Here is a 22994-nt window from a genome sequence, read left to right as displayed (position 1 = left end):
ACGTGATCCATTGCGCACCTGCGTTCGGAGGCCCCGGCGGGCCACCGGCACTGCGGAGGTACGAGTCGCAAAAGCTGGTCTCAGACCACGTGGTCGACCGGCCAGTGTGCCTTGAGGGAGAACCACACGGCCTTTCCGAAAGGCGTCAGGTAATGGCCGCAGTCATGCGTCAGGGCCGATACCAATGCCAAACCTCTGCCGGTCTCTTCCGTATCGGCCGGGCGGCGAATCCGCGGGGCCACAGTGGTGCCATCGTGCACGTCCACCCGGAACAGATGACCGACACGGCTGATGACCACGAGTACCGTGCTGCCCGGCATGGCCGCACAGTGATAGAGGGTGTTGGTGACGAGTTCGCACACCGCCAGCCGTGCCACGAAATCGACCTCCTGCCCCAGCCCCCATTGCGCGACCATGATGCCGATGAGATCGCGGGCCGCTTTCGGGCTCGTGACGGTCACCGGAAGGCGAAGCCTCCCGAGTTCGACGCCGTCACGGCACACAGGATCCGACATCGACTGCACCTTTCCCCAACATCCGATTGCGTAGCGCTCATCCTCTCCGGCGAGTCATACTCTGGGTAATCGATTGATGACGGGACGTTCAACTCCCGCCCGGCTCATCGATCACCGGACAACGCCGTCCAACGCCGGTCGGCGACGCGTGAGGAGACCCCGATGGCACGCCCGCCCAAGCCCCTCGACCCGGCGAGTTCGGGACTCGCCCTGTTCGGGTCGACTCTGCGGATGTACCGCGAGGCCGCCGGCGAGACTCTGGCCGTCCTCGGCGGCAGGATCAACTACTCCGCCTCCACCATCGGTGAGACCGAACGCGGAGAATCACGGTGCGAGCGACTGCTCGCCGAACGCGCCGACACCGCACTCGGCACCGGTGGAGCGCTGGCCCATCTCTGGGACTACCTCGTCAAGAGGGCCGTCTACCCCACCTGGTTCGACTGGCCCGGCCACGAGGCGCGCGCCACGACGTTTCGCTCGTTCGAGCTCTCAGTGATCGGCGGGCTACTCCAGCACGAGGACTATGCCCGGGTCCTGCTGCGCGGTGACGAGGCGGCCGTCCAGGCGCGTCTGGCACGTCAGGAGGTCCTCGCCCGGAAAGACCCCGCGCTGCTGGTGGCGGTGATCGACGAGAGCGTCCTGCATCGGGAGATCGGATCGCCTGAGGTGATGCGCGGCCAACTGGAACATCTGATCGCGGTCGCGTCCGATTCGGTGAGCATCCAGGTGGTGCCTTCGGGCTTCCACCGTGGAATCAGCGGTTCATTCGTGATTGCTACGCTCGCGGACAGAAGCGAGGTAGCTTACGTAGATACGGCCGCCCGTGGGATCACCATGAGCGACCCACAGGATCTGGATACCCTCACCAGATCGTTCGAGGCGATCCGGTCGCAAGCCCTTCCGGTGAGCCAATCCCTAGACGTGATCCGAAGAACGGCAGAACAGCGATGGACCTGAGCAACGCTCGGTGGCGTAAAGCGAGTCGGAGCACCGACAACGGCGGGAACTGCGTGGAAGTCGCCCCCGTTTCCGGCGCCATTGCCGTCAGGGACTCCAAGAACCCGACCGGTCCGGCCTTGACCTTGACGCGCGACACGTGGCGTACCTTCACGGAGAAGCTCAAGCGCCTTTGACGCGACGAGACCCTCGGACAACGGCCCGGAGGGCGGCACGAGCCCCGGGCGGCATAACGTCCCGGGCGGCGTGGGCCGATCGAGTGAGGTCGTGAATACTGAGTCGCCATGGCCCTGCTCATCCATGTGACCCCCGCGAAGAACGCCCGCAGGATCAGGCGTTCGGGCATCGCGGCGGCCAGCCACCACCGGCGGTCGGAGGAGACGGGTGTCTACTGCGCGCCGGTTCTGCAGTCGTACACCCTCTCGTACCAATGGCTGCGTGAACTGCGCAGGAGCGGGCAGCGGACCTTCGTCGCCGTCCACTTCCGGATCGACGACCACGAGCAGGTGCTGGTCGGCCACTACGGCGCGTCCGATCCCCGGCGGGTCACCGCGGCCCAGGCCATCGCGCTGATCCGGGCGGTGGCGGACCCGAGGGGTTATGAGATCTTCGTTCCGCGGGCCGTGAACCCCGCCGAGCTGCATCGGGTACGGAGGGTCTCGCAGGTCACCGGCTGGCGCTACGTTCCCGGAGCGCACGGCACGCGGCCGTGTTCCTGCCCGGTCTGCCTCGTTCCGGGCACGTACCAGGCGGCGGACATCCGCGCCCGCTATCCGCTCGACCCGCCACCGCGCGGGAAGCCCGAGCTCATGGCGGCCCTGCGCGCCGCGGACCTGCCGATCTCGATCGTCGAGGCCCTGCAGGAACTCGGCGGCGCGGGCCGCCGCTGGGGCGGGGCTGAGGAGCTGGCCGGTCTCGCCGGCCATCCGGACGTCCGCGTCCGGGAGGCGCTGGCGGAAACGCTGCACGGCTACCGTGGCCGCGCCGCCCAGGACCTGCTGGAACGGCTCCGGTCCGACCCGCATCCCCTCGTCCGGGAGGCGGCCTCCCCCTGATCACGTGTGCGCCGCGCCCGTTCCCGCCGCCGAGGCGGCAGGGGCTGGAGCGCCGCCCATGACGGCTCCGCAGCGGTGACCACGAAAACCGGATGACCGGAGGGCTTGCGGTCTGGGAGCCTGCGCGTGTGGCCGACCGCACGATCCAGACGTCCAGCGGGCCACCCGGCTCGGGTGCCGCCGTATTCACGGGAGACTTCGAGGGAGACTTCGAGGCCCACGTGACCGTACGGTGCGCTGAGCGGGAGCACGACGCACTGGACCGCTGGGCGGCCTCGCGGGGGCTGAAGTTCTCGCACATCGTGCTCGACCGGGGTCGCGTCGTCTCCCAGCCGATGCTGACCCTGCGCGGTACGGCCACCCTGGACCTGGCCGGCGCGGCGGCCCGGGAACTCGCCGCCGCGCTGGGCACCGCCGGGTACGACGTCGCACGCACGAAGATCGAGATGACGCCGTGGAGCGCGGGCGTCCCGGCCACGGACGGCGAGGCCGCGGTCCTCGGCGCGGGTTTCTACTTCGAGCACCACATCAAGCTGGCGCTCACCCCCGGCACGGAGACGGGCACCCTCGCGGCTCTGGCCGCGCGTCACGGCGCGCACGTGTCGCGCAACGCTCGCCGGATCCGGCAGGACGGCGTGCAGGAGCGGTTCGTGACCCAGCGCTGCCGGATGGCCGGGACCGCGACGGCCCAGCGGCGGCTGCGCGAGCTGACCGCAGCGCTGCTCGGCCGGCACCACACGATCGTCGGCGTGGAACAGGAGTTCGTCGTGTTCGACAGCGACGCCTCCCTGGACCACGGATGGATCGACGAGCACGCGGCAGGCGCAGTATGAGACAGGCGCAGTAGTGAGACAGGCGCAGTATGAGACAGCACGCAACGAGACGGCACGCAATGAAGAGCGAGTACGCCGGCTGACGAGGCCGGCAGAGGAAGGCGCATGACATCCGCATGGGAGAAATTCGACTGGGGCCCCTGGCCGGCGACGGCCGAAGTCCCGCATCACGCACCTGACGAGGCCACCCGGCACCGCCGGAGCCTCCCGCTGACGCTGCGGCCGGTGACCGGCGACGGAGTCAGCCAGGTCCCGGTGTTCGATCCGGCGCTGAAGCACCACGGCATGGCGATGCGCGCCGGCGACCCGAGGTTCGCCGACCGGGCTCTGGGAGCCCGCTGGTACGCGGCGCGCCGTACCGCCATCGACCATGTGCTGGCGGCGGTCACCACGTCGAGGTGGGCCGACCACCTCGTGCTGCGAGGCAGCATCCTGCTCAAGGCGTGGTACGGCGACGCCGCCCGCGAGCCCGGCGATCTGGACTTCGTGGTGGTACCCGAGTCGTGGAAGATGTCCGCGGACCGTACGGCCTCGATGCTGGACGACATCGCCCACCTGGCCGAGGACGGGTCCTGGCGCGGCGGCGACGCCCTGACCGACGCGAGCACCGACGCGAGCATCGACGCGAGGATCGACGCAAGCGAAGCGGTCATCGAGGACATCTGGACCTACGACCGAGTGCCCGGCCGCAGGCTCCTCCTGCCGTGGACGGCCGACGGGCTGCCCTCCGGGACCGTACAGCTGGACTTCGTGTTCAACGAGCACCTGCCCGCCCCGCCCGAGGTCACCTCGGTGCCCCGGGCCGGCGGCGGCGCTCCGATACCCGTACTGGCGGCCTCCGCCGAGCTGTCGCTCGCCTGGAAGATCATGTGGCTGGTCAGCGACATGCATCCGCAGGGCAAGGACCTCTACGACGCGGTCCTGCTCGCCGAGTCCACCCCGCTGCCGGGCCGGCTGCTGCGCGAGACGCTGGTCGCCTCCGACTCGTGCTACGCCCGGCAGCCGATCACCCCCGCCGCCATCACCGGGCTCGAGGTCGAGTGGGACGAGTTCTGCAAGGAGCACCCGCATGTCCCGCGTGACGCCCGGGAGTACGTCGACCGGCTGGCCGCCGCGCTCGCCCCGACCTTCGCCGAGCAGGTCGAGCCTCCCGGCACCGAGTACCAGCGGCGGGCCGCCTGGCTGGCACCCCGGGTCGCCCACTGCCTTACCCTCATGACGCGCGACGGCCGCGACGGCCGCGACGGCATGGAGGCCGCGCAGTCGTGGCTGGTGGAGCAGTCCGTGCACGCCATCGACGCGATCGTCATCACCAGCGAACTGCTCGGTGCCGAAGCCCGCGGCGTCCAGGACGCCGCGGACCTCGTGCTGAAGGGGAGCCCGGCCTGGGCCCGCACCGGCTGGCGGGGCTACTACGAGCGCAACCCCGGGCTGCTGGCCGCCGAACTCACCCGGCTCCGGGAGGATCGCTGACCCGGACCGCTCGCGGCCGGCGGGGCTCCCTGCCGCCGTGGCACCGCCGCCACCGGTACGGTCCCGCGCGGGGGCGGGACACGGCTCAGGGAGCGGTGAGGATGGCGGCGCTGCCGTAGCCTCCGCCAAAGCCGGTGCACAGTGCGACGCCCGCGCCGCGGACCTGGTTGGTGCCGTCGCCGCGCAGCTGGCGTACGGCTTCGGCGACGTTGTTCAGGCCGTGCACGTACCCCTCCGACAGCAGGCCGCCGTGCGGGTTGACCGGGACCGGGCCGTCACTGGCGGTCCCGCGCGGGAGCGATCCCAGCGTCGCCGCCAGGTCCCCCCGCGGGACCAGGCCGAAGTCCTCGAGCTGGCGGGGCACCAGCCAGCTGTAGGCGTCGTACAGCAGGGACACGTCGATGTCGCCGGGCTTCATGCCGGCGGCCTCGTAGAGGGGCCCGGCGACATAGGAGGAGAAGATCCGGGTGACGTCGTCGGCCTTGTCCATGGCCGACGCACCGGGACCGCCGCCCCGTACGACCGCGTGGATGCGCGGCGCCCGGGGTGCCCGCCCGGCCGAGGTGATGACGAGCGCACAGGCCCCGTCGGTCTCCTGGCAGCAGTCCAGCCTCCGCAGCGGGGACGCCACGAGGGGACTGGCCAGATACGTCCCAAGGTCGAGGGGCTCCCTGCGGAGGGCACGGGGATTGGCCGCGGCGTGCTCGCGGGACTGCGCCACGACCCCGTACAGATGCTCCGGGCCGAGCCCGGCGTCGTGCAGGTACCGCTGGCCCGCGAGGGCGAACTGGTGCACCGGCCCGGCCATGCCGTACGGATGGGTGAACTGCTCCTCGGTGCCCTCGCCCAGCTTGAGGCCGAGCGCGTTCATCCGTTTGCCGGACCGGCCGTTCAGCGCCCGGTAGACCAGCACCGTCCCGGCCAGCCCGGCGTCGACGAGCATGGCCGCGTCGGCGAGGATGGAGGCGCTCTGCGTCCCGCCGCCGTAGATCTCGTTGTGCCACCCGATCTCCCGCAGGCCCAGCTCACGGGCGAGATAGAGCACCGGCGCGGAGTCACCCAGGTGGTAGCTGAGGATCGCGTCGGGTCGTTCGACGGCCGCGTCCGCGAGTGCGGCCCGGGAGGCCTCGGCGGCGAGCTGCAGCTCGGTCCGGCCGGACTCCCGCGACAGCGCGGTCATGCCGACCCCCGCGACGGCGGCCTTACCGGAGAACCCCTGCCTCCCGCCCATGCCTCCCCCTCCTTCCGTGCTCACCCGCCGTGATCATGCGATCGTTCGTCGAACGATCGCATGATCACGACAGGTGAAGGCGCCGCCCGCCAGGGATGGGGCGCGATCCATCCCCAGCGGGCGACGCGTCTGTGGTGGCCTCACACGCCGTACACGCGGGCGGCGTTGCCGGAGCAGATCTTGTCCTTCTGCTCCGGGGTGAGGCCGTGCATCAGCTTCGCCACGTAGTCCCTGCTGTCGGGCCACAGGCACAGGCTGTGCGGGTAGTCGGTCGAGTACATGACCATGTCGGCGAGCTGCGGCCAGCCGGCGCGGATGAGGTCGTAGCCGACGTAGTCGTCGAGGGAGGTGACGAAGACGTTGGTGCCGCAGTACTCGCTCGGCTTGCGGGTGATCGGCAGCTCGGCCCAGGCCTTCTCGCACTCGTAGGTCTCGTCCATGGTCTGCATCCAGAACGGGACCCAGCCGTGGTTGACCTCGCCGACGACCATCTTCAGGCCCGGGAACCGCTCGAAGACCCCGCCGTAGATCATGTACGTCAGCGGCTTGACCCCGGCGAAGAACCGGGAGACGGTGCCGGCGAGGTTGACCTTGCCGCTGGTCACCATGTCGTCGTACTGCTGGTCGGTGGGGGTGCCGCCGAAGGTGCGGTGGAACGTCACCGGGACGCCGGTCTCGTGGCACCGGGCCCACAGCGGGTCGTAGTAGGAGTCGTTGTACGGCCTGACCGGCAGGCCGGGAATGAACATCCCCTTGGCGCCCTTGGCCACGCACCGGTCGAACTCGGCGAGGGTCGCCTCCATCCCGTCGTCGACCGGCAGCAGCGGCAGCCCGACCAGCCGGTGCGGGTCCGCGGCCTGGAAGTCCTCCAGCAGCCAGTCGTTGTAGGAGCGCTGGCAGGCCTGGGCCAGCTCCCGGTCCGGATGGCTGTAGGTGAAGATGACGTTGGCGGGGTAGACGACGCTGACGTCTACGCCGTCCCGTGCCATGTCGGCGACGTGCGCGGCGCCGTCGTAGTTACCGGGCGGGATCTCGTCGAAGGTCAGCCCGGAGGCGACGAAGTCCTCCTTGGACCGGCCGGCCATCGCCTCGAGGCCGAAGGTCCGTTTGGGGGGGCCGCCGTCGAAGCTCCAGCCGTCCCCGCCGTCGGCGCCCCGCATCATCTTGGGCGCGCCCGCCTTGAACCGCTCGGGCACGCGGTCGAAGACCCACGGCGGCTCGTTGATGTGACAGTCGGCCGAGATGATCCTGCTCGCTACCGCGGTCATGCGCTGCCTCCGGACCTGTCGCCCGCCCGCGCGAGGTGGGGTGGAGTCCCTCGCCGGTGCGTGCCATCGGAGGTGAAACTAACCCGAAACCCTAACTTAGGCAAGCGCTTGCTCGGGTGTCCGCGGCAAGTCGGGATCTCCGACTGCCACCTGCACACCAGAGCCCGCGCCGCAAGGGCTCGACAGGGCCGGTACGGCGCCGCGCGCAAGGGCGGGACGGCCTCCCGCCCGGTCAGGGCAGCCGGGCGCGGAGGGTCTTCAGCTCCCGGCGGAGTTCGTCCCAGGGGAAGGCCGTCCCGCCCTGGCCGGAGTCCGGTGCCGGGAGGCGCGCGGGGTCGAACAGGATGGTGACTCCCCAGCCGCGCAGGTCGGCGACGCTCCGGCCGAAGGCGGGATGGCGGGCCAGCGCCGCGTTGGGCCAGGGGGCGGCGAGGATCGGCAGGCCCAGGCCGAGGGCCTCGTTGAGCAGGCCGAGCGCGAGCGTGTCACTGCTCCCCTGGGCCCATTTGTTGACGGTGTTGAAGGTGGCCGGCGCCACGACGAAGGCGTCCGCGGGCGGCAGCACGTCCGGCTCGTCGGGCTGCTTGTACTGCGACCGGACCGGGTGCCCGGTCAGCTCCGCCAGCCGCCCGGTGTCGAGGAACTTGGTCCCGGAGGGCGTCGCCACGACGCAGACGTTCCATCCCTGCTCCTGCGCGTGCACGACGAACGCGGTGACCTCCGCGGCGGGCGGCCCCCCGCAGGCGACCACGTAAAGAACCGGACTCCCGGCCACCTCGACCCCCTGACGCCTGCATTTTGCCCAGAGCGATATGCATCTGAACAAATTCTGACATCTGGCAAGTTCCCACGCCCGCAATGGCCTGCTACAACCGGCCTGCTACAACCGGCCTGCTGCAACCGGCCTGCTGAGAACGGCCTGCTGAGAACGGGCTGCTACGAGCCGCCGCGGAGGAGCCTGGCCGCCTGGGCCTCCAGGTAGCGCTGCTCGGGCAGGCTGGTCGTGCGTCGCGCCGCCGTCCGGTAGCAGGCCCGCGCGGCCTCGTGGTCGCCGGCCATCTCCAGCAGGTGGGCGCGGACCGCGTCGAGGCGATGGTGCTCCGCGACCCGGCCTTCGGAGTCCAGAGTCTCCAGGAGGTCGAGCCCGGCGCGCGGCCCCCGCACCATCGCGACCGCCACGGCCCGGTTGAGGGTGACCATGGGGTTGGGCGCGATGCGTTCGAGGACCCCGTACAGCGCGAGGATCTCCCCCCAGTCGGTGTCCTCGGCGTGGGCCGCCTCGGCGTGGACCGCGGCGATCGCGGCCTGCACCTGGTACGGGCCGATCGGCGCCCGGGACAGGGTCTCGGTGATGAGCGCCACGCCCTCCTGGATGGAGGCCCGGTCCCAGCGACCGCGGTCCTGCTCGGTGAGCGGCACCAGGGTCCCGTCCGGCCGGGAGCGGGCGGCGGCGCGGGCCTGGGTGAGCACCATCAGGGCGAGCAGCCCGGCGATCTCGCCGTCGTCGGGCAGCAGGCGGTGGATGGCGCGGGTGAGCCGGATGGCCTCGCCGGTCAGCTCGTTGCGCTGCAGGTCGGGTCCGGAGGTGGCGGTGTAGCCCTCGTTGAAGATCAGGTAGAGCACGTGCAGCACGACGCCCAGCCGGTCCGCCCGTTCCTGTTCCGGGGGCATGCGGAACGGAATGCCGGTGACCTTGATGCGCTGCTTGGCCCGGCTGATGCGCTGGGCCATGGTCGCCTCGGGGACGAGGAAGGCGCGGGCGATCTGCGCGGTGGTCAGCCCGCCGACGGCGCGCAGGGTCAGCGCGACCTGCGAGGCCGCCGACAGCGCGGGATGGCAGCACAGGAACAGCAGGGTGAGGGTGTCGTCCTGGTCCGGCGGATGCTCGTCCCCGGGACCCGGCGTGAGGGACTCCCCGGGGGAGGCCATGGCCGCGACGGTCGCCTCCCGGCGGCGGCGCGCCTCGTCGCTGCGCCACTGGTCGGCCAGCCGGCGGGACGCGACGGTGATCAGCCAGCCTCGCGGGCTCTCGGGCACGCCCTCGCCGGGCCACTGGACGGCGGCGGCCAGCAGCGCCTCCTGGACCGCGTCCTCGCACGCGTCGAAGTGCCCGTACCGGCGGATGAGCGCACCGAGGACCTGCGGCGCCAGACCGCGCAGCAGATCCTCGACCCCGTCGTCCATGCTCACATCTCCAGGCCGGCGCGGGCCATGACCGGCCGTAGCTCGGCGGCGCTGAACCCGGCCGGCAGACCCGAGGCGAGCTCGATCGCCCGCTCCACGCTCTCACAGTCGATCACGTAGTAGCCGGCCAGATGCTCCCTGGCCGCCGTGTACGGGCCGTCGGTGACGGTCGGCACGCCGTCGAGCACGCGTACGGTCTTGGCGTTGGTGGGATGGGCCAGCCCCTCCGCGCCCACCAGCTCCCCGGACTCGGCGAGCCCCCGGTCGAACGCGGCATGCTCACGCGCCAGCGCCTGGAGATCCGACTCCGAACAGTTCTCCGCCACCGCCGGGTCGCTGTAGATCATGAGCAGGTACTTCATGCATCGCCTCGCACGGTCCGGCACCCGGTGAAGGCGCCTCTCGCCCGAGACGTCGGAGCCGAGGGCGGGCTCTCGACATCCTCCCGTCGCGGCTCCGCCCCCGGCGCGGCTCCGGAGCTCGTCGGCGCGGGCCATCCGCGCGTCAGAGCTCGTACTGGACCGCGGCCCGGTCGGCCACGATCGGCCTGATGGTGTCGGCGATGATCTCGCGGTGGTACGGGTGGTCGCGGTAGGTGAGGTACGCCTCGCGGTCGGCGAAGTCCGCGACGACCGCGAAGTCGAAGTTGCCCTCGTTGATACCGGCGTCGGCACCGATCTCGTACCTCTCCAGCTCCGGGATGACCCCGGGCAGCTCGCTCAGCCGCTCGGTCACGGCGGCCTTCTGTTCCTCTGTCGCCTCGCTGGTCCAGACGAACAGCACCACGTGCCGGAAACCGCTCATGACCTTCTCCTCTTGCCGATCAGTCCTGATCTTCCGAGGCTAGCCAATTCGGTACAGGTCGCCCACAACCGGAGGGCGTGGGACACCTGGCGGTATCCCGCGCCGGAGGTCACCCGGCGAGTTCGGCGGCGCTGACCGCGCCCAGCTCCCAGCACTGTTCGAGCTCGGCCCTGCCCGGTGCGCCGGTCACGATCAGCGGCGGCCGGATCCGCCGCCACCGCAGGCCCGTGGTGATCGAGTCGATCGCCCGTACGGCCCCGGTCGCGTCACTCCCGGAGTGCAGGTACGCGGCGTACGGGCGGCCGGCGGTGGCCTCCAGGCACGGGTAGTAGATCTGGTCGAAGAAGTGCTTGAGCGCACCGCTGATGTAGCCGAGGTTGGCCGGGGTGCCGAGCACGATGCCGTCGGCCTCCAGCACGTCCACGGCCGCGGCGGTCAGCGCGGGCCGGGCGACGACCTCGACGCCCTCGATCTCGTCGGTCATCGCACCGGCCCGTACGGCCTCGTACATCTCCTGCAGGACGGGCGACACCGTGTGGTGGACGATCAACAGCCTCTTCACCGGCAACGAGTTCATCGGCAGGGAGTTCATCGGCTACGAGCGTAGACCCGCCTTCCCGGCATGTCGCTCCAGCGGGTCTCCCCGGCACGTCGGCCCCCGGGATCGCCCGTCACTCAGGAGCCGGCGAACCTGACGCCATGTGGCGACGTCCAAAGAAATATCCACATTCGGCCTGATTCGGCCTGATACACACTCATGCCGTTCGCCCGAGGTGGGAATCCATCAGTGGTGCTCGCGGTTGGGCCAAGAGTCGGTTGCGCCGGGAGCCCGCCAAGCGATGAACAGTTGCGCGCAGAGCGCAAGAAGGGGTGAAGCCGTGCCGGATGAGAGGCCCACCTGGCCGCTCGCGCTGTCGACCACGGTAGTGGCGGGCCTTGTCGCGCTGCCCGCGCTGAGCGGCAGCCCGTCCTGGCTGGACCGGCTGGCGCTCGGCATCACCGGGCGGCCGCTGGAACCGCAGCACGCGGTCGTGCTGAGCATCGCGCTGCTCCTCGCGGCCCGCGGTCTGCTGCTGCGCCGCAGGATCGCGTGGTACGGACTGCTGGCCGTCATCGCCCTGGGCATGCTCGCGGCGGCGTCCGGCGCCGATCCGCTCTGGCGGCTGCCGCTGCTGGGCGCCGCGGCGGGAGCACTGTGGCAGTTCCGCGGGGGGCTGCTGGTCTCGCCGCATCCCGCGCGGGTGCGCACGGCCGTGCGCACCGGTGCGGCCATCGTGTTCGTCTCCCTGCTCGGCTGTGTGATCATCGGGGACGCCTCCGTCCGGTCGGTCGGGCGTGACGTGTTCACCGGGCTCGGCGGAGCCGGGCTGGAGGACGGCGCGCTGTCCCTCGGCGGGCCGCCCTGGCTCCCCGCGGCGCTGGCCCTGCTGGGCGGCATCGGGCTGATCGCCATCCTGGAGATCCTCATGGCGCCCGCTCCCCCGCCGCCGCCGGGTGACGACTTCGAACGCCGTCAGATCTCCGCGCTGGTCTGCCATCCGGAGTCCGACACGCTGGCTCCCTTCGCGCTGCGCCACGACAAGTCCTACGTCTTCAGCCCGGACCGGCGGGCCGCGATCGGGTACCGCGTGCTCTTCGGAGTCGCGGCGGCCGGCGGCGACCCGGTCGGGGATCCGCGGTCGTACGGCGCGGCCATCAAGGAGTTCCTGACCCTCTGCGGGCGGATGGGGTGGCGGCCCGCGGTGCTGGGCGCGAGCGCCGGGCACCTCCCGGCCTGGGCGGGGCTGCGCTCGATCGGCTTCGGCGACGAGGTGATCATCCAGCTCGCCGACTTCAGCCTGTCCGGACGGCAGATGCGCAACGTCCGCCAGGCCGTGCAGCGTACTCACCGGGCCGGGGTGAAGACCGAGGTCATGGCCGAGGGCGCGCTGTCACCGGAGCTCCGGGACGCCCTGCTCGAGGTCGCCTCCGCCTCGCTCGACGGGGCCGCCGAGCGAGGGTTCTCCATGAACCTCGACTCGATGCTCACCGGCAGGCATCCCGGCTGCGTGGTCGCCGTGGCCTACGACGAGGAGGCCCGGCCCATCGCCTTCCAGCGCTACGCGTCGGCCGGGAGGGCGCTCTCCCTGGACGCCATGCGCCGGATCCCCGACGCCCCCAACGGGATCAACGAGCGGCTCATCGTGGAGATGCTGGAGTACGCCCGGGAGCAGGAGGTCCCCGAGCTGTCGCTGAACTTCGCCGCGTTCAGGGAGCTGCTCGACGCCGCGGACCGGGGCCCGCTGGAGCAGATCGGCTACCGCGCCCTGCACCTGCTGGACCCGCTCATCGCGGTCGAGTCGCTGTACCTGTTCGACCGTAAGTTCCGGCCCTCCTACCGGCCGCGCAGCGTGATCTTCCGCTCCTGGGCGGACATCGGCTGGGTCGCCGCCGCCCTGCTCACGCTGGAGTTCGGCCGCTCGCGCCCCGCCGCCCCGGTCGCCCAGCCCGAGCCGCTGCCCGAGCTGTCCTCCGAGCGCCGGTAACCCCGCTCCGTAACCCCCGCCCCGCTCCCCTCCCGTCGCCTCCGCCGGTTCCCCGGCTGCTTCCTCGCCTGCTTCCCCGGCTGCTTCCTCAGCTGATATGAAGCTGCTACGCTACCAAGCGAGCGCTTGGTACAAGAGTGGGTGCAGCCCGCCGCGCGCCGGATTTAGCGACACCGAGGCGAGAAGGAGCCCCAGTCATGGCTGACCGTCCAATGAAGTTCAGCACCTTCCACCTCTTTCATCAGCATTCCGGCCAGACCGCCAAAGAGATCTACGATTACCAGATCGAGGTCGCCGAACTGCTGGAAGAGCTCGGTTTCGACGGGGTCTGGGTCGCCGAGCACCATTTCCGTGACTACGGAGTGGTGCCCAATATCTTCAATCTGCTGTCGAACCTCGCCGCGCGTACCGAGAAACTGCGGCTCGGCACCGGAATCGTCGTGCTCCCACTGCACAACCCGATCCATGTGGCCGAGGAGGCCGCCATGGTCGACCTGTTGTCGGACGGGCGCCTGGAGATGGGCATCGGGCGCGGCTACCAGAGCATCGAGTTCGAGAGCTTCGGGCTGGACCTGTCCGAGGCCCGCGACCGGTTCAACGAATGCCTGGACATGATCCTCGGCCTGTGGACGCAGGAGAACTTCGAGTACAAGGGCAAGTTCTACGAGACCCGCCACCCGCTGACGCTGATGCCCAAGCCGGTCCAGGCCCCGCACCCGCCGGTGCACATCGCCGCCGTCAGCCCGGAGACGGTCGAGCTGTACGCGGCCCGCGGCCTGCCGATCCTGGCCGACCCGGCCGCGACCTTCCGCAAGATCGCGAAGGCGGCCGAGACCTGGCACGCCACCGCGGCCGCCCACGGGGTCGACTCCGACGCGGTCGAGCTGGTGGCCAGCCGGTCGGTCTACGTCGCGGCCACCACCGAGCAGGCCCGCGCGGACCAGGCCAGGTTCGAGGCGATGTTCGACCGGAGCCGGATCTTCAACAAGCAGAGCGCCCCCATCGACTCGAAGACCGGCGAGGTCGCCAAGGGCTTCGAGTTCTGGCAGGACAAGTACCTGAAGGGCGGGACCGTCGACAACGACTTCCGCTGGGAGCAGCTGGAGATCATCGGCGACCCCGAGCGGGTCATCGGCCAGATCAAGATGGTCCAGGAGATGGGCTACAGCAACCTCATGTGCGACTTCGGCTCCACCCGGCCGGTCCCGATCGACGAAATGCGCAAGACCCTCACGTTCTTCGCCGCCGAGGTCATCCCGGCCTTCCGGTGACCCGCAGCACCCCGTACACGCAGAGAGGCGCGATCATATGGGCTCAGTTCACACGCTCACCCTCGGGGACGTCCTCAGCGAGCACCGGCGAGGCCGGCCGCTCGACACCGCCGCCGTCGACGGCGACGTACGGCTGACCTATCCGGAGCTCGACGAGCGGGTGAACCGGCTGGCGGCGGCGCTGGCAGCCGACGGGGTGGGCCGGGGCGAGCGGGTGCTCTGGCTCGGCCAGAACTCCTTCCGCGTGCTGGAACTGCTGCTGGCCAGCGCCCGGCTGGGTGCGATCTTCTGCCCGGCCAACTGGCGGCAGAGCGCCGACGAGCTTGCCTACATCCTCACCGACCTGACCCCGAAGGTGGTCGTCTGGGAGGAGTCGGAGGCCACGGAGAAGGCGCGCGGCCAGGTCACCCTCGACGCCCGCTGGGTGAGGTCCCCCGAGGAGTACGAGACCTACCTCGCCGACGGCTCTCCCGACGGGCCCACGGGCGGGACCGGCGGCGAGGTCACCGGCGACGCGCCGGTGCTGGCCATGTACACCGCGGCGTTCGACGGGCGCCCCAACGCGGCGCTGCTCTCCCATGACGCGCTGATCGCGCACAGCGTCTCGCTGCTGCACATGCGCCAGATGGAGAACGGCTTCACCTTCCTGGACTGCGGGCCGCTGTTCCACGTGGGGACCATGATGTTCTGCCTGGCCACCTTCCAGATCGGCGGCACGAACGTCTTCACCCCGGCGTACGAGCCCAAGGAGGTCTGCCGGCTCATCGAGGCCGAGAAGTGCACCCAGGCGTTCCTGTTCGGCCCGATGATCGACGGGCTGGTGGCCGCCAACTCCGAGGGCGCCTACGACCTGTCCAGCCTGCACTTCGTCTCGCACAGCCCCGAGTGGGACGCGATGATCACTGTGGACGACAGCCCCTGGTGCGTCTCCAAGATGGGCGGCTACGGCCAGACGGAGGTGGGCGGCATGCTCACCTTCCTGGGGCTGGGCATCGGCGGGGCGGGTTACGCCGGCCGTCCCTCGCCGCTGGTGCACGTACGGATCCTGGACCCCTCCGGCGACGAGGTCGCGCCCGGCGAGGTCGGGGAGATCTGCGCGCGGGGTCACAGCATCTTCAGCGGGTACTTCAACCGCCCCGAGCTCAACGCCGCGAAGACGGCCGGCGGCTGGCACCACACCGGCGACCTGGGCCGCCGGGAGGCCGACGGCACGATCACCTTCATCGGGCCCAGGCTGCGCATGATCAAGTCGGCGAACGAGAACATCTACCCGGCGGAGGTGGAGCGGGCCCTGAAGGCCCATCCGTCGGTGGCGGACGCCGCCGTGATCGGGGTGCCGGACGAGCAGTTCGGCCAGGCGGTCAAGGCCGTCGTGGTGCTCAAGGAGGGCACGGAGGCCTCCGAGGCCGGCATCATCGAGCACGTACGGGGCGAGATCGCCTCGTACAAGAAGCCGAAGCACGTCGAGTTCGCCGAGGCCATCCCCAAGAAGGGCTACACGCCCGACTACGACGCCCTCGACGCGACCTACGGCGGCGGCGCCTACCCCGGCTCCTGACCCAACAGGCCTGACCCACGGGCCCGACCCCACGGGCCTGCCCAACAGGCCTGACCGACCGGCCCGACCCCACGGACGGTCAGAGGACGGCCACCGGGTTGATGGGGCTGCCGGTGCCGCCTTCGATGGCGAGGGGGGCCGCGACGAACAGGAAGTCGGCGCGGCCCGCCTCGGCGAGCTCCTCGAGCCAGAGCATCTCCGCCAGATGGATTCCGTGCCGCCACAGGAAGATCATGTGCAGGTCGTCCGCCAGCCCCTCGTCGGCCAGCTGATGCTCGTTGAGCCCGCCGATGGCGGCGTTGTCGGAGGCGACCATGCTCACGTCGCGCTCGGCCAGCCAGCGGCCGCCGTCCGCGGACAGGCCCGGCTGCCCCGCCCAGTACGCCTCCGGGCCGGAGGACCAGGTCAGCGGCCATCCGGTCCGTACGACCGCGATGTCACCGGGCCGCAGCTCCACCTCGCCGCGGGCCAGGCAGGCCGCCAGGTCGGCCCCGGAGATCCGGTCCCCGACCTCGAGATGCGGGACGCCGCGCAGCGCCGCGACGTCGAAGAGCACTCCCCGCCCCACCACCGGGCCCGCCTTGTCGATGCCGCACCGGGTGGCGCCGTAGGACCGTACGCGGTTGGCCGGATGCCCGTTGTAGAGCTCCTCCCCCGACCACATGTGGCTCAGCGCGTCCATATGGGTGGTGGTGCCGTGCGGCGTCACGACGAGCGCGTCGTCGGCCATCTTCAGGCCCGCGCCGATGGCCCGGGCGCCGGCGGCGTAGTCACCCCCGTCCACCGACATGAAGTGCTGCGGCAGCGGGCGCCCGCGCAGATGGGGCACCGTCGTCGGGGCCGGCGAGGAGGTCGCGCCCCGGATGGGCAGCGACAGGCTCAGCGCGCGGCCCTCGCGTACGCACGAGGCGGCGGCGACCACGGCCTCCGGGGTGAGCAGGTTGAGGGCTCCGCGCTCGTCGGCGGCCCCCCATCGACCCCAGTTATTGGATTCGAGCATCATTCGGTTGAGACCTTCCACAGAGAGACCGGCCGGCGCCGGAACAGCGAGCGCCGGAACAGCGGCACCGAAACAGATCGAAGGAAGAGGACCCGCGCATGACCACTGTCCAGGGCCACTGCGACCCGGCATTCAGCGCCGTACGCGACGCTTTCGAGGACAACTTCGCCGCGGGACGCGAGCTGGGCGCCGCCGTCTCCGTGTACGCGGGCGACCGGCTGGTGGTCGACCTGTGGGGCGGGACGGCCGACCGCCGGACCGGGCGCGAGTGGGCGCACGACACCCCGTGCGTGGCGTTCTCCTGTACCAAGGCCGTCACCGCCGCCGCGGCCGCGCTGCTGGCCGAGCGGGGGGCGTACGAGGTGGACGGCCCGGTCACGGCGTGGTGGCCGGAGTTCGCCGCGGGCGGCAAGCAGGACACGACCGCGGCCCACCTGCTCTCCCACCAGGCCGGGCTGGCGGCGCTCGCCCGCCCGATGTCGGCCGAGGAGGCCGCCGAGCCCAAGACGGTGGCCGACCAGCTGGCGTCGCAGACCCCGGAGTGGGTGCCCGGCGAGGCGCACGGCTACCACGCGCTGACCTACGGCTGGCTGGCCGGCGAGATCGTACGCCGGCACTCCGGCCGCACCGTCGGGCAGTTCGTCAAGGACGAGTTCGCCCGCGACCTCGACCTGTGGATCGGTGCTCCGGACTCCGTCATCGAACGGGCGGCCAAGCTCACCGCCGGCCGGCCGGGCGGCACCGACCCGGTCTCCCTGGGCGACGCCGAGGACCTGCTCGCCCGGATGTCCAAGGCCTACCTCGACCCGGAGAGCCTGCTCAACCGGGCGCTGTACAACCCGTCGCCGGGCAAGGGCGGCTACAACAACCCCGTGGTGCTGCGCGGTGGCTGGCCCGCCGCCGGCATGGTGACCACCGCCCCCGCGCTGGCCGGGTTCTACCGTGACCTGCTCGCCGGGCGGATCGTCCGGCCGGACACCCTGCGCGAGGCGATCGCCCCACGGGTCAGCGGGCCGGACCGGGTGCTGCTGAGCGACAGCTCGTTCGGGCTCGGCTTCATGCGCCCGTCCATGACCTACCGCGTGCCGGCCGCGGGCCACGCGGGCGCGTTCGGGCACAGCGGGGCGGGCGGCTCGCTCGGGCTGGGCGACGTGGAGAGCGGCATCGCGCTGGCCTACGTGATGAACCGGATGGGCAACGAGCTGTCCGGCGACCCCCGCGCCTACCGGATCGCCGAGGCCGTCTACACCTCCCTGACCTGACGCCCACGCTCCGTGATCACGCAATCGTTCGTCGAACGATTGCCTGATCACGAACGAGGAGGGCGGCGAAGGGAAGGGAGGCGGGGAAAAGGGGGGCACCGCATTCACTGCATCGTTATCCCGCCGCTGACCGAGAGCGTCTGGCCGGTGATGTAACCGGCGCGCTCGGTGCACAGGAAGGCGACGATGCCCGCGACGTCGTCCGGACGGCCGATACGGCGCAGCGGGATCTGCCGGGCCAGTTTGTCGAGCAGCCCGGGGTGCTTGTCCCCCACGGCGCGCACCATCGGGGTGTCGGTCGGCCCCGGGCAGACGACGTTGCTGGTGACACCGCCGCGGGCCGCCTCCCTGGCCAGGGTCTTGGCCAGCCCGAACAGCCCGGACTTGGTCGCCGCGTAGGCTCCCTCGCCGCCCGATCCGGCCCGGGCCCCGTCCGACGAGATGAAGATCAGCCTGCCCCAGCCGCGCTCCACCATGCCCGGCAGCAGGCCCTTGGTGAGCTGCATCGGCGCCCGCAGGTTGACCTTCCACATGAGGTCCCAGTCCGCCGGGTCGCTCTCGGTGAAGGACTCCACGATGCTCACGCCGGCGTTGTGAACGAGCACGTCCACCGGCCCGACGTCGGCCACGAACCGGTCGATGTCCGAGGGATCGGTCAGGTCGACCCGCGACGCGAAACCGTCGAGGGACTTGGCGAGATCCTCCGCGGCCTGCTGGTCCAGGTCCGCGATGACGACCCGCGCGCCGAGCGACGCCAGGTCCGCGCAGATGGCCCGCCCGATGCCTCCGGCGCCGCCGGTCACCACGGCGGTACGCCCCTCCAGTGTCAGCCCGTCCACGCCTGCCGTCCCTCCGGATCGCCGATCATGCCCGTCGCCCGCTCACGGGCCCGGCTCATGCGCTCGTTCCAGGGGCCGGCGGACTCCGCCAGGCCGTGACGAGGTCGTCGGCCCGGACCCGGGCGGCCAGCATGGCGATGGTGTTGGCCATGACGGCGTCGCCGTACTCGGCGGGGGTCCCGGCCACGGCGTCGGCGAGGACCACGACCCGGTATCCGAGGCCCACCGCCTCCAGGCAGAGTCCCGGAATCGCCATGTTGAGCGATACCCCGACGGCGACGACCGTACGGACGCCGAGCGCGCGCAGCGTCTGGTCGAGCGAGGTGCCGGTGAACGGTGAGAAGCCGTGGTAGCGCCGCGACTCCAGATCCGCCGGGTCGTACAACTCCGGGACGACCTCGGCGGCCCCGGTGCCCTCGAGCATGTGCGCCGGGTCACGGAGCAGCCTCTTGATGAACGGGGTGTTGTCGGTATGGCTGCCGGCGCGGTCGGCCCGGAAGGCGGCCGTGCACTGCACGACCCGCACGCCCGCGGCCCTGGCCGCACGAACGGCGCGGGCGGCGTTGGCCACCACCTCCCGCTCGGCGCAGGCCTTTCCCAGGTCCGGAAATTTGGCAAGATCCCCCATTACCCCGCGCTGCATCTCCATCACCAGCATCGCGGTGTGCCTGGGGTCGGCCAGCTCAGCAAGATCTATCGCCACGGCGTTCACACTATCGGCCGAGCGCTTGCTTGGGTAGATGCCCGGGTGCGACTGCGGGCCGGAGCCCGAGCGGACGCCGGTGCCGCCGCGGGCACAGGGCCCGGACTCAGCGCACCGGCCAGGGCACGGACAATAGGGTTCGCCCATGGAGGTGCGGCGGCTGCACGGATGGCCACAGACGCCGGAGGAGGCGGCCCGGATCCAGGACGAGCTCAGGCCACTCCTCGAGCTCGGCGTCGCCGGCCCGCAGGTGCTGTCCACGGTGGCGGGGCTGGACGTCGCCTACGCGCCGGGCTCCGACCGGCTGGCCGCGGCCGTCGTCGTGCTGGACGCGGCCACGCTCGACGTCGTGGAGGAGGTCGCCGTCCTCGGCACCGCGACGTTCCCGTACATCCCTGGGCTTTTCGCCTTCCGCGAGCTGCCCACGCTGGTCGAGGCACTGAGCCGGCTGACCATCACTCCCGACCTGCTGGTCTGCGACGGGCACGGCCTGGCCCACCCGCGGCGGTTCGGGCTGGCGTGCCATCTGGGGGTGCTCACCGGGGTGCCGTCGATCGGGGTCGCCAAGACGCCGTTCCTGGGCGGCTATGAGCCGCCGGGCGATGACCGGGGCTGCGCGAGCCCGCTGCGCGCCGACGGCGAGACGGTCGGGCTGGTGCTGCGGACGCAGACCGGGGTCCGCCCGGTCCACGTGTCGGTGGGTCATCGAATCGACCTGGAGACCGCCCGCCGGCACGTCCTGGACCTGAGCCCGTCCTACCGGCTGCCGGAGACCACCAGACGCGCCGACCGGTCGTCCCGCGAGGCCCTGCGGAAAGGCACCGAGGAGCCCCGGCTCCCCCCGCCGTGACCGCGGGGGCCCGGGGGGCCACGGCGGGGGCGCGCGGGCGGGGTCGCCACCGCCGGTCCGGCGGGGCGCCGGCCCGGCCGTCCGGCCGCGTCACGCCGGCCGGGCACTGTTGCGACCAGGCTCTTGTCTACTAACCAAGCGAGCGCTAGGTTTACGCGAGATGGACCGACCGCCTGCCCCCACTCCGACCCCGCTGACAGAGCCCTACTGGGAGGCCTGCAGGCGGGGTGAGCTCGCGCTCCAGCGATGTGAGAAGTGCGGCCGGTTCGTCCATTTCCCCGAGCCCGTCTGCCCGTTCTGCGGTGGTACCGAGCTGCCCTACACGAAGGTCTCCGGGAACGGCACCGTGCACACCTTCAGCGTGGTGGAGCGCACGTTCCTGCCGGGGTTCCGCACTCCGTACGTCATCGCCTGGATCGATCTGGCCGAGGGCGCGCGGGCCTTCGGCGACCTCGTCGGCTGCCCGCCGGAGGAGGTGCGGATCGGCATGCCGGTGGAGGTGTGCTTCGCCGACCTGCCCGGCTTCGGGCCGATCCCGTCTTTCACCCCGCGGCCGGATGTGACGGCCACACCCGACAGTCCCCGTTGGAGGACCCCATCATGACCCGGATCGGGAACGTGCTGTATCCCGTCAAGGACGTCGAGGCCGCCGTCGTGTTCTATCGCGACGCCCTCGGCCTGGCCGTGAAGTTCCAGGACGGCTCGCGGTTCGCGGCCCTCGACGGCGGCGGCACCACCTTCGCCATCGCCGGCGAGCAGGAGGACGTCACGGCGGGCGAGCCCGCGGTGTCGTTCAAGGTCGACGACGTCGAGGCCAAGACCGCCGAGCTCACCGCGGCGGGCGCCCAGCTGGTCCGCGGGCCCGAGGAGGGACCGCACGAGATCCGTGCCGTGCTGCGCGACCCGGCCGGCAACCCCTTCGTCCTGTACGCAAGCCGCACCTAGCCCACCCCTGACACGTCCAAGGAGCCGAGCCGTGGCGCGAGAGACCTCCGCATCCAGCAACCCATTCAGCAACTACGCCTATGCCATTCTCACGGCGAACGCGCTGCGCACCCCGGACAAGGTGGCGCTCACCTACTGCGGCGAGCAGAGCTTCACGTTCGACGAGCTCAACCGCAAGGTCAACCGGGTCGCGCACGCCCTGCTGGCCGCGGGCGTGACGCCGGGGACCAGGGTCGCGTCGCTGATGAACGAGACCCTGCACGTCGCCGAGGTCTATCTCGCCCAGATGAAGATCGGCTCGGTCGTCTCGGCGCTCAACCCGTACTGGCCCGAGGACACCCTCGCCCAGGTGGTGGAGCACTCCGAGTGCACCGTGTTCGTCTACGACGCGACCGTCGAGGAGCTCGTCCGCAAGATCCGGCCGCGGCTGTCCAACGTGAAGCTGTGGCTGCGGGTGGGCGGCGCGGCCGACGACGCCACCGACCTGGACGGGCTGACCGCGGAGGCCTCCGAGGAGGAGCCGCCGCTGGGCGGGTTCGGCAACGACCTGCTGGCGCTGTTCTACACCAGTGGCACGACCGGGCTCCCCAAGGCGGTCATGCACACCCACTTCTCCAGCCTGGCCTCCGCCCAGATCTGGCTGGACGTGGACCGCGACCAGGACTCGGTGATGGGCACCGGCGCGATCATCTGGGGCATCGGCTTCCCGGCGCTGGTCGGCCCGGCGTTCTACGCGGGGATGAAGCTGGTGCTGGAACAGGACTGGGGCCCGTCGAACTTCCTGAAGGTCGTGCCGCGTGAGAAGGTCACGCACGTCAGCCTGATCCCGAGCTTCTTCTCCGCGCTGCTCGGCTCGGACGAGCACGAGGGCGTCGATCTCAGCTCTCTGAAGGCCATCATGCTCGGCGGCGAGCCACTGCTGCCCGCCGTACGGGAGCGCATCGTGACCAGGATCCCCGGCGCGGCGATCTACAGCTACTACGGGCAGACCGAGGCGCCGTACACCTGCTTCGGCCGCCAGGACGACGGCAGCCAGGACATCTCCGCGTCCGGGCGGGCCCGGATGTCCTGCGCGGTGCGGATCACCGACCCGGCCGGCAACCGGGTCGTGGACGAGGTGGGCGAGATCAACCTCAGCGGCCCCAACGTGATGGCCGGTTACGACAAGCTGCCCGGCAAGACCGCCGAGGTGCTGCGCGGCGGCTGGTACGTCGGCGGTGACCTCGGGACGGTGGACGCCGACGGCTTCCTGCACGTCATCGGCCGCCGTGAGGACGCCATCCTCAAGGGCGGCCAGTGGTCGCAGCCCGCGCAGGTCGAGGAGGCCGCCATCGAGGTCGACGGCGTGGCCGAGGTGGGGGTGGTCGGGGTCCCGGCCCATCCGGAGGGCCAGGACGCCGTCGAGCAGAAGATCCTCGTCGCGGTGGTGGCACGGGCCGGCGCCACCCTGGACGCGGCGGCGGTCAAGGCGGCGATCGCCTCCCGGCTGCCCGCCCACCAGGCACCCGACCACGTGGTCGTCGCCGCCGAGCTGCCGCACACCTCGGACGGCTCCGGCGGCCCCGGAAAGCTGCTGCGGCGCGGCATCCGCGACCTGTACGCCGACCAGATCCAGTAGCCCCCCGCTCCCTCCGTGATCATGCAATCGATCGTCCGACGATTGCATGATCACGGCGGGAGGTTCGGGGTGCGCATGGGTGTCAGCAGCCTCTGGGGGCCGT

The 22994-nt window shown here is 71.2% G+C and carries 24 protein-coding genes; 13 read left to right on the top strand and 11 right to left on the bottom strand.

Going from position 1 to position 22994, the window contains the following annotated elements; all coding sequences use genetic code 11:
- Window positions 1–80: 80 nt before the first annotated feature.
- A complete protein-coding gene (locus tag ACRYCC_RS42005; protein WP_433819734.1) occupies window positions 81–515 on the bottom strand; it encodes an ATP-binding protein in 435 nt (144 codons plus the stop codon).
- Window positions 516–677: 162 nt separating this feature from the next.
- Between ACRYCC_RS42005 and ACRYCC_RS42000 the strand changes: the two genes are divergently transcribed.
- From ACRYCC_RS42000 to ACRYCC_RS41980, 5 genes are all read left to right on the top strand, one after another.
- Window positions 678–1472, top strand: coding sequence for a helix-turn-helix domain-containing protein (locus tag ACRYCC_RS42000; RefSeq protein ID WP_433819732.1), 795 nt, complete (start codon window positions 678–680; stop codon window positions 1470–1472).
- Window positions 1463–1648 (top strand): DUF397 domain-containing protein, encoded by a 186-nt coding sequence (locus tag ACRYCC_RS41995; RefSeq protein ID WP_433819730.1) that lies wholly within the window; start codon window positions 1463–1465, stop codon window positions 1646–1648. Before ACRYCC_RS42000 ends, ACRYCC_RS41995 begins: the two co-directional genes overlap by 10 nt.
- Before the next feature lie 108 nt (window positions 1649–1756).
- Window positions 1757–2527, top strand: coding sequence for a HEAT repeat domain-containing protein (locus tag ACRYCC_RS41990; RefSeq protein WP_433819729.1), 771 nt, complete (start codon window positions 1757–1759; stop codon window positions 2525–2527).
- Between the two features lie 128 nt (window positions 2528–2655).
- Window positions 2656–3360 carry a hypothetical protein gene (locus tag ACRYCC_RS41985; protein ID WP_433819728.1) on the top strand — a complete coding sequence of 235 codons (705 nt, stop codon included), beginning with the start codon at window positions 2656–2658 and terminating at the stop codon, window positions 3358–3360.
- 105 nt (window positions 3361–3465) lie between these two features.
- On the top strand, window positions 3466–4833 hold the full coding sequence (locus ACRYCC_RS41980; RefSeq protein ID WP_433819727.1) for a nucleotidyl transferase AbiEii/AbiGii toxin family protein: 1368 nt from the start codon (window positions 3466–3468) through the stop codon (window positions 4831–4833).
- 85 nt (window positions 4834–4918) lie between these two features.
- On the opposite strand, the gene ACRYCC_RS41975 is transcribed toward ACRYCC_RS41980, so the two are convergent.
- From ACRYCC_RS41975 to ACRYCC_RS41945, 7 genes are all read right to left on the bottom strand, one after another.
- Entirely contained in the window at window positions 4919–6064 is a 1146-nt protein-coding gene (locus tag ACRYCC_RS41975; protein ID WP_433819726.1) for a thiolase C-terminal domain-containing protein, read from the bottom strand.
- Between the two features lie 140 nt (window positions 6065–6204).
- Window positions 6205–7332: an amidohydrolase family protein gene (locus ACRYCC_RS41970; RefSeq protein ID WP_433819725.1), complete on the bottom strand. Its 1128-nt coding sequence runs from the start codon at window positions 7330–7332 to the stop codon at window positions 6205–6207.
- Window positions 7333–7564: 232 nt separating this feature from the next.
- Window positions 7565–8107: a flavoprotein gene (locus ACRYCC_RS41965; protein ID WP_433819724.1), complete on the bottom strand. Its 543-nt coding sequence runs from the start codon at window positions 8105–8107 to the stop codon at window positions 7565–7567.
- A 161-nt stretch (window positions 8108–8268) separates the two neighbouring features.
- Complete coding sequence (locus ACRYCC_RS41960) at window positions 8269–9516, bottom strand: RNA polymerase sigma factor (RefSeq protein WP_433819722.1); 1248 nt, start codon at window positions 9514–9516, stop codon at window positions 8269–8271.
- A gap of 2 nt (window positions 9517–9518) precedes the next feature.
- Entirely contained in the window at window positions 9519–9878 is a 360-nt protein-coding gene (locus ACRYCC_RS41955; protein ID WP_433819721.1) for a YciI family protein, read from the bottom strand.
- A gap of 142 nt (window positions 9879–10020) precedes the next feature.
- On the bottom strand, window positions 10021–10320 hold the full coding sequence (locus ACRYCC_RS41950; protein ID WP_433819720.1) for a Dabb family protein: 300 nt from the start codon (window positions 10318–10320) through the stop codon (window positions 10021–10023).
- A 109-nt stretch (window positions 10321–10429) separates the two neighbouring features.
- On the bottom strand, window positions 10430–10912 hold the full coding sequence (locus ACRYCC_RS41945) for a flavodoxin family protein (protein WP_433819719.1): 483 nt from the start codon (window positions 10910–10912) through the stop codon (window positions 10430–10432).
- Between the two features lie 286 nt (window positions 10913–11198).
- Between ACRYCC_RS41945 and ACRYCC_RS41940 the strand changes: the two genes are divergently transcribed.
- The 3 genes from ACRYCC_RS41940 to ACRYCC_RS41930 all read left to right on the top strand — a co-directional run bounded on the left by ACRYCC_RS41940 (window position 11199) and on the right by ACRYCC_RS41930 (window position 15674).
- On the top strand, window positions 11199–12845 hold the full coding sequence (locus ACRYCC_RS41940) for a bifunctional lysylphosphatidylglycerol flippase/synthetase MprF (RefSeq protein ID WP_433819718.1): 1647 nt from the start codon (window positions 11199–11201) through the stop codon (window positions 12843–12845).
- Between the two features lie 212 nt (window positions 12846–13057).
- The gene (locus ACRYCC_RS41935; protein WP_433819760.1) at window positions 13058–14116 is read left to right on the top strand and encodes an LLM class flavin-dependent oxidoreductase; all 1059 of its coding nucleotides are present in this window, start codon (window positions 13058–13060) and stop codon (window positions 14114–14116) included.
- Window positions 14117–14153: 37 nt separating this feature from the next.
- The gene (locus tag ACRYCC_RS41930; protein ID WP_433819717.1) at window positions 14154–15674 is read left to right on the top strand and encodes an AMP-binding protein; all 1521 of its coding nucleotides are present in this window, start codon (window positions 14154–14156) and stop codon (window positions 15672–15674) included.
- Window positions 15675–15753: 79 nt separating this feature from the next.
- Here ACRYCC_RS41930 and ACRYCC_RS41925 read toward each other — a convergent pair whose 3' ends face one another.
- The gene (locus ACRYCC_RS41925) at window positions 15754–16677 is read right to left on the bottom strand and encodes a cyclase family protein (protein ID WP_433819716.1); all 924 of its coding nucleotides are present in this window, start codon (window positions 16675–16677) and stop codon (window positions 15754–15756) included.
- Between the two features lie 95 nt (window positions 16678–16772).
- Between ACRYCC_RS41925 and ACRYCC_RS41920 the strand changes: the two genes are divergently transcribed.
- Entirely contained in the window at window positions 16773–17936 is a 1164-nt protein-coding gene (locus tag ACRYCC_RS41920; RefSeq protein ID WP_433819715.1) for a serine hydrolase domain-containing protein, read from the top strand.
- A gap of 104 nt (window positions 17937–18040) precedes the next feature.
- On the opposite strand, the gene ACRYCC_RS41915 is transcribed toward ACRYCC_RS41920, so the two are convergent.
- Both ACRYCC_RS41915 and ACRYCC_RS41910 read right to left on the bottom strand, forming a co-directional pair.
- On the bottom strand, window positions 18041–18775 hold the full coding sequence (locus ACRYCC_RS41915; RefSeq protein WP_433819714.1) for an SDR family NAD(P)-dependent oxidoreductase: 735 nt from the start codon (window positions 18773–18775) through the stop codon (window positions 18041–18043).
- Window positions 18776–18830: 55 nt separating this feature from the next.
- Window positions 18831–19478, bottom strand: a complete 648-nt coding sequence (locus ACRYCC_RS41910; RefSeq protein WP_433819713.1) for an isochorismatase family protein — start codon at window positions 19476–19478, stop codon at window positions 18831–18833.
- A gap of 145 nt (window positions 19479–19623) precedes the next feature.
- On the opposite strand from ACRYCC_RS41910, the gene ACRYCC_RS41905 reads away from it, so the two are divergent.
- From ACRYCC_RS41905 to ACRYCC_RS41890, 4 genes are all read left to right on the top strand, one after another.
- Window positions 19624–20328: an endonuclease V gene (locus ACRYCC_RS41905; protein WP_433819712.1), complete on the top strand. Its 705-nt coding sequence runs from the start codon at window positions 19624–19626 to the stop codon at window positions 20326–20328.
- Between the two features lie 160 nt (window positions 20329–20488).
- Window positions 20489–20932 (top strand): Zn-ribbon domain-containing OB-fold protein, encoded by a 444-nt coding sequence (locus ACRYCC_RS41900; protein WP_433819711.1) that lies wholly within the window; start codon window positions 20489–20491, stop codon window positions 20930–20932.
- Complete coding sequence (locus tag ACRYCC_RS41895) at window positions 20929–21273, top strand: VOC family protein (RefSeq protein ID WP_433819709.1); 345 nt, start codon at window positions 20929–20931, stop codon at window positions 21271–21273. Before ACRYCC_RS41900 ends, ACRYCC_RS41895 begins: the two co-directional genes overlap by 4 nt.
- A gap of 31 nt (window positions 21274–21304) precedes the next feature.
- Entirely contained in the window at window positions 21305–22891 is a 1587-nt protein-coding gene (locus tag ACRYCC_RS41890) for a class I adenylate-forming enzyme family protein (RefSeq protein ID WP_433819708.1), read from the top strand.
- Window positions 22892–22994: the final 103 nt, after the last annotated feature.

It is taken from the genome of Actinomadura scrupuli (assembly GCF_050971785.1).
Classification (GTDB): domain Bacteria; phylum Actinomycetota; class Actinomycetes; order Streptosporangiales; family Streptosporangiaceae; genus Actinomadura_E; species Actinomadura_E scrupuli.
Note: the sequence above shows the minus strand (reverse complement) of the source record. Positions and strands in the feature narration are given on the sequence as shown.

What these genes read in the sequence shown, in the direction of transcription:
- ACRYCC_RS42005 (WP_433819734.1), bottom strand. Translation starts at nt 515, where the DNA reads ATGTCGGATCCTGTGTGCCGTGACGGCGTCGAACTCGGGAGGCTTCGC.
- ACRYCC_RS42000 (WP_433819732.1), top strand. Translation starts at nt 678, where the DNA reads ATGGCACGCCCGCCCAAGCCCCTCGACCCGGCGAGTTCGGGACTCGCC.
- ACRYCC_RS41995 (WP_433819730.1), top strand. Translation starts at nt 1,463, where the DNA reads ATGGACCTGAGCAACGCTCGGTGGCGTAAAGCGAGTCGGAGCACCGAC.
- ACRYCC_RS41990 (WP_433819729.1), top strand. Translation starts at nt 1,757, where the DNA reads ATGGCCCTGCTCATCCATGTGACCCCCGCGAAGAACGCCCGCAGGATC.
- ACRYCC_RS41980 (WP_433819727.1), top strand. Translation starts at nt 3,466, where the DNA reads ATGACATCCGCATGGGAGAAATTCGACTGGGGCCCCTGGCCGGCGACG.
- ACRYCC_RS41975 (WP_433819726.1), bottom strand. Translation starts at nt 6,064, where the DNA reads ATGGGCGGGAGGCAGGGGTTCTCCGGTAAGGCCGCCGTCGCGGGGGTC.
- ACRYCC_RS41970 (WP_433819725.1), bottom strand. Translation starts at nt 7,332, where the DNA reads ATGACCGCGGTAGCGAGCAGGATCATCTCGGCCGACTGTCACATCAAC.
- ACRYCC_RS41960 (WP_433819722.1), bottom strand. Translation starts at nt 9,516, where the DNA reads ATGGACGACGGGGTCGAGGATCTGCTGCGCGGTCTGGCGCCGCAGGTC.
- ACRYCC_RS41955 (WP_433819721.1), bottom strand. Translation starts at nt 9,878, where the DNA reads ATGAAGTACCTGCTCATGATCTACAGCGACCCGGCGGTGGCGGAGAAC.
- ACRYCC_RS41950 (WP_433819720.1), bottom strand. Translation starts at nt 10,320, where the DNA reads ATGAGCGGTTTCCGGCACGTGGTGCTGTTCGTCTGGACCAGCGAGGCG.
- ACRYCC_RS41945 (WP_433819719.1), bottom strand. Translation starts at nt 10,912, where the DNA reads ATGAACTCCCTGCCGATGAACTCGTTGCCGGTGAAGAGGCTGTTGATC.
- ACRYCC_RS41935 (WP_433819760.1), top strand. Translation starts at nt 13,058, where the DNA reads ATGAAGTTCAGCACCTTCCACCTCTTTCATCAGCATTCCGGCCAGACC.
- ACRYCC_RS41930 (WP_433819717.1), top strand. Translation starts at nt 14,154, where the DNA reads ATGGGCTCAGTTCACACGCTCACCCTCGGGGACGTCCTCAGCGAGCAC.
- ACRYCC_RS41925 (WP_433819716.1), bottom strand. Translation starts at nt 16,677, where the DNA reads ATGATGCTCGAATCCAATAACTGGGGTCGATGGGGGGCCGCCGACGAG.
- ACRYCC_RS41920 (WP_433819715.1), top strand. Translation starts at nt 16,773, where the DNA reads ATGACCACTGTCCAGGGCCACTGCGACCCGGCATTCAGCGCCGTACGC.
- ACRYCC_RS41905 (WP_433819712.1), top strand. Translation starts at nt 19,624, where the DNA reads ATGGAGGTGCGGCGGCTGCACGGATGGCCACAGACGCCGGAGGAGGCG.
- ACRYCC_RS41900 (WP_433819711.1), top strand. Translation starts at nt 20,489, where the DNA reads ATGGACCGACCGCCTGCCCCCACTCCGACCCCGCTGACAGAGCCCTAC.
- ACRYCC_RS41895 (WP_433819709.1), top strand. Translation starts at nt 20,929, where the DNA reads ATGACCCGGATCGGGAACGTGCTGTATCCCGTCAAGGACGTCGAGGCC.